This window comes from Bacillus sp. MBGLi79, from assembly GCF_002953915.1.
Window position 1 is genome coordinate 853,445 of sequence record NZ_CP026521.1, and the last position, 4,463, is coordinate 857,907.

Sequence of the window (4,463 nt, forward strand, 5' to 3'; positions counted from 1 at the left end):
GATGATATAGAAGAACCTGCTTCGAGGATGTCGAGGAATTCTCGGAAAAAAGCGAAGAAAAGCAAGGAGACGAATCCGTCTGCGGCGAAAGTCAAATCGGTGATGGAGAGCGTGATTGCCGCTTTGTTCCGCTATTTCAGCTTTGTGCTCGATATTTTAAAATCCCCGGTGCGCAGCGCACTTGATTTTGACCGGTCTTATTTTAAGTATTCCGTTATTTCAATGACGCTTTTGGCCGTTTTCTTTTCGCTCGGCAACTTTTATCAGCTGCTTGCGGGCAGGGGGAGAATTCTCGGGTTCGGCGTGTCAGTGCCGTTCCTGGAAGTGTTTTTGGTTGTGTTTATCTATTGCATGGCTTTCATGTTTTGGATGGCAGCATCGAGCTGGGTTGTATCGAATTTTATGCTCAGGTATAAAGTTTCATTTTTCGATATCACGGCAAAGTACGGTTCTCTATTGGTTCCGTTTATCGTCCCCGCCGCTTTGTGGATGATATTCGCGATTATCAACTTCACGGCCGCGACGGTGATTCTCTCGATCGTCATCTTTATGGGATTGACATTCGGGACTTTTACGCTGATTCAATCGATTTATGAAAAAAGCGAAAAAGCGCGGTTTGACCTGATGTACTGTGTGTTTACCGTCTTTTTGCTTGAATTGGTATTCGTTGCGGCAACATGGAAGCTGGTAGGCGGATACTTGTTGTCGTCGCTTATTCCTGTTTAAGGAGATATTGCCGGTTCTTCTTGAAGAACCGGTTTTTTCTCCGTATTAATTCTGAGTTGACTCATAAGAATAATATGTATTATATTGTAACCAATCATACGAACGGATGGGGGAGTGATCGATGGCTAACTTTCTTCGAAAAGCTGTAAAACAAAAAAAGGAGTATTTAATCAGGCAGCTTGCAAAATCAGGGCGGCTGGACAATTTGAAAGACCTCTCGTCATATACGCTGAGCGATTTGGAAAAGGAGCACCGCAAACTGAGCGAATCCGTTGGAGATCGTCAGCGGGATCATAAGCACCAGCTCTGAAAGACGTTCATTTGAACGTCTTTTTTAATTGCGTTTCAATGCTTTGAAACCGGTAGAAAAAGGGTAAACTGATGGGAGTGAGCAATGTCGAAAAATTTTGTGGTGAAGCAGGGCCATTACAGGATTGTGTATGGAGAATTTCTCTAGTAGAATATGATTGCTTTGCATCTAAAGGAGGGATTTCAATTGCTTCACTCAGCACTATTGAATGGTGTGATCATGGTTGGAATTATTCTGGTTATCAATATTATATACGTAACGTTTTTAACCCTTCGAATGATACTGACTCTTAAAGGCCAGCGGTATCTCGCCGCTTTTATCGGGACAATCGAAATGCTTGTCTACGTCGTCGGGCTGGGGCTCGTTCTAGATAATTTAAATCAAATCCAAAACGTGATTGCTTACGCGGTCGGATTTGGAATCGGAATCATCGTCGGCACGAAAATTGAAGAAAAGCTCGCTTTGGGCTATATTACCGTTAACGCCATTACGAAAGAGCTTGATTTGGATTTGCCGAAACAGCTCAGGGAAAAAGGCTACGGCGTCACCCACTGGGTCGTCGGCGGACTTGAGGGAGACAGAACGGCGATGCAGATTTTGACGCCGAGAAAATACGAACTGCAGCTGTACGAAACGATTAAATCAATCGATTCAAAAGCATTTATCATTTCCTATGAACCGAAGACGATACACGGCGGATTCTGGGTGAAAGCCGTAAAGAAAAGGAGAATTAAAGAATAATGACAAAGCCGAAAAAAAAGCGCTTTGAAGTAACGGAAGGCGAAACGATCGAATCCGTGTTGACGAAGATGCAGGAAGAAGGCTATACACCGGTGCGTCGAATGGAGGAGCCGGTCTTCAAAGAAACAAAGGAAAATGGAACGATTCAGGTTGTTCCGTGCGGAAGAAAAATTATATTCGAAGGGAAATTACTCTAAACCCGAACATTAGAACAACAAAATATACTATCGTTCGATAATGTCGTTGACATTATCACAGTCCGTTGTTAAGATAAACATGACATGAAAACACATCCTCATATAATCTTGGGAATATGGCCCATAAGTCTCTACCCGATGACCGTAAATCATCGGACTATGCAGGAAAGTGGACAATAAACTGACATGGAGATCGCGAGAAGCGGACTAACTGACGATACACGCGCCATGCCCGGTTTGTGTTGCTTCCTACAAATGCAATACATGCCGGGCTTTTTATATGCGAAGAATAACAGCTAAAGGTGGGACAAAAAGATATGCAGCCTCTTCTTGGTGTTATCATGGGAAGCACATCTGACTGGGAAACGATGAAACATGCCTGCGGCATCCTCGATGAACTGGGAATTCCGTACGAAAAAAAGGTCGTCTCCGCACATCGGACGCCTGATTTAATGTTCGAATATGCCGAAACGGCGCGGGAAAGAGGCTTGAAAGTCATCATTGCCGGAGCGGGCGGAGCCGCTCACCTGCCGGGAATGGTCGCAGCCAAAACGACGCTGCCCGTCATCGGTGTGCCGGTTCAGTCAAAAGCGCTGAATGGTCTCGATTCGTTGCTTTCAATCGTTCAAATGCCGGGCGGTGTACCCGTTGCGACCGTTGCCATCGGGAAAGCGGGAGCGGTCAACGCCGGACTGCTTGCGGCGCAGATTTTGTCTGCTTTTGACGAAAAGCTTGCCGGAAGATTGGATGAACGAAGGGAAAGCATCAGAAAAACCGTGTTGGAAAGCAGTGATCAGCTTGTATAAACAAACGATTTTTCCGAGAGCGACAATCGGCATTATCGGAGGCGGACAGCTTGGCAAAATGATGGCGGTCGCGGCCAAACAAATGGGCTATAAAATCGCTGTTGTTGACCCTGTCCCTTCATCACCGTGCGGACAGGTCGCAGACCTTGAAATTACGGCTGCTTATAATGATCGCGAAGCGATACGGAAGCTTGCCGAAGCGAGCGATGTGATTACTTATGAATTCGAAAACATCGATTATGATGCGCTGAACTGGCTGAAAGAGCACGCTTACCTTCCGCAAGGGAGCGAGCTGTTGCTCCTTACGCAAAACAGGGAAACCGAGAAAAAAGCGATTGAATCAGCGGGCTGCAAAGTCGCCCCGTACCGAATCATTCACGACCGAACGGAACTGGAAGCATCCGTAGCGGAGCTCGGTCTTCCGGCGGTGCTGAAAACTTGCCGCGGCGGGTATGACGGAAAAGGGCAGTACGTCCTGAAACAACAAGCACAAATCGGGGAAGCCGCAGCACTTTTACAGCACGGCACATGCATTTTGGAAAGCTGGGTTCCTTTCAAAATGGAATTGTCCGTGATCGTGACGAGATCGGTTCACGGAGAGACAACCGTTTTTCCGGCGGCAGAGAACATCCATAAACAAAATATTTTATTCCAGAGCATCGTCCCGGCACGGGCCGATGAAGCGGTTCAGGAACAAGCGGCAGCACTTGCCCTCAGGCTTGCCGAAAAGCTTCAGCTTGTCGGAACACTGGCCGTTGAGCTTTTCCTGAAAGAAGACGGCGAACTTCTCGTCAATGAGCTAGCGCCGCGGCCGCATAATTCTGGCCATTACACCCTTGATCTTTGCGAAACGAGCCAGTTTGAACAGCATATCCGTGCTGTCTGCGGACTGCCGCTCGGCAAAACGGACCTTCTGAAGGAAGGAATGATGGTAAACCTTCTCGGAGATGAAGTGTACATGGCTGAAGAAGATCCCGAACTATTAAAAGAAGCGAAGCTTTATATATACGGAAAGCATGAAGTCAAACCGGGCCGCAAAATGGGGCATATCACATTTTTAAGAACACCCGACAATGAATGGATCGGGAAGATGACAGAAAAGTGGATTGAAAGAGATGGAGGACGAAAACAATGATCGAACGTTATTCAAGACCGGAAATGGCTGCGATTTGGACGGATGAAAACAGATTCCAAGCATGGCTGGAGGTTGAAATACTGGCTTGTGAAGCTTGGGCTGAGCTCGGCGTCATTCCGAAAGAAGATGTGAAGGTTTTACGGGAAAAAGCGTCGTTTGACATCAACCGCATCTTTGAAATCGAGCAGGACACGCGCCACGATGTCGTCGCATTTACCCGCGCCGTATCGGAAACGCTTGGCGAAGAGAAAAAATGGGTGCACTACGGACTGACATCAACAGATGTGGTCGATACCGCTCTTTCCTATCTATTAAAACAGGCGAACGATATTTTGCTCAAGGACATTGAGAGATTTGTTGACATCTTGAAAGAAAAAGCAAAGGAACATAAATATACGGTCATGATGGGACGCACACACGGCGTGCATGCAGAACCGACGACATTTGGCTTGAAGCTCGCCCTTTGGTATGAAGAAATGAAGCGCAACCTGGAACGCTTCAAGCAGGCGAAAGAAGGCATCGAAGTCGGTAAAATTTCAGGCGCAGTC

7 protein-coding genes and 1 riboswitch are annotated in these 4,463 nt (G+C 46.8%); all 7 genes read left to right on the top strand.

All coding sequences use genetic code 11. The features are described from left to right. Nucleotides 1-726, top strand: a 726-nt coding sequence (locus C1T29_RS04285; RefSeq protein ID WP_208945620.1) for a DUF6574 domain-containing protein, incomplete at its 5' end; no start/stop codon positions are given. Nucleotides 727-847: 121 nt separating this feature from the next. Further along, the gene (locus C1T29_RS04290; RefSeq protein ID WP_020450431.1) at nt 848-1,036 is read left to right on the top strand and encodes a hypothetical protein; all 189 of its coding nucleotides are present in this window, start codon (nt 848-850) and stop codon (nt 1,034-1,036) included. A 186-nt stretch (nt 1,037-1,222) separates the two neighbouring features. Further along, complete coding sequence (locus C1T29_RS04295) at nt 1,223-1,777, top strand: DUF2179 domain-containing protein (protein ID WP_003179524.1); 555 nt, start codon at nt 1,223-1,225, stop codon at nt 1,775-1,777. Beyond that, entirely contained in the window at nt 1,777-1,974 is a 198-nt protein-coding gene (locus C1T29_RS04300; RefSeq protein ID WP_020450432.1) for an NETI motif-containing protein, read from the top strand. Before C1T29_RS04295 ends, C1T29_RS04300 begins: the two co-directional genes overlap by 1 nt. 78 nt (nt 1,975-2,052) lie before the next feature. Beyond that, a riboswitch (purine riboswitch) is annotated at nt 2,053-2,155 on the top strand. A 136-nt stretch (nt 2,156-2,291) separates the two neighbouring features. Next, the gene (gene purE, locus C1T29_RS04305) at nt 2,292-2,780 is read left to right on the top strand and encodes a 5-(carboxyamino)imidazole ribonucleotide mutase (protein WP_020450433.1); all 489 of its coding nucleotides are present in this window, start codon (nt 2,292-2,294) and stop codon (nt 2,778-2,780) included. Further along, on the top strand, nt 2,773-3,915 hold the full coding sequence (gene purK / locus C1T29_RS04310) for a 5-(carboxyamino)imidazole ribonucleotide synthase (RefSeq protein WP_095292975.1): 1,143 nt from the start codon (nt 2,773-2,775) through the stop codon (nt 3,913-3,915). The genes purE and purK overlap by 8 nt, the downstream gene beginning before the upstream one ends. Continuing rightward, on the top strand, nt 3,912-4,463 hold a 552-nt coding region (locus C1T29_RS04315), incomplete at its 3' end, for a lyase family protein (RefSeq protein ID WP_269321162.1). The genes purK and C1T29_RS04315, both read left to right, overlap by 4 nt.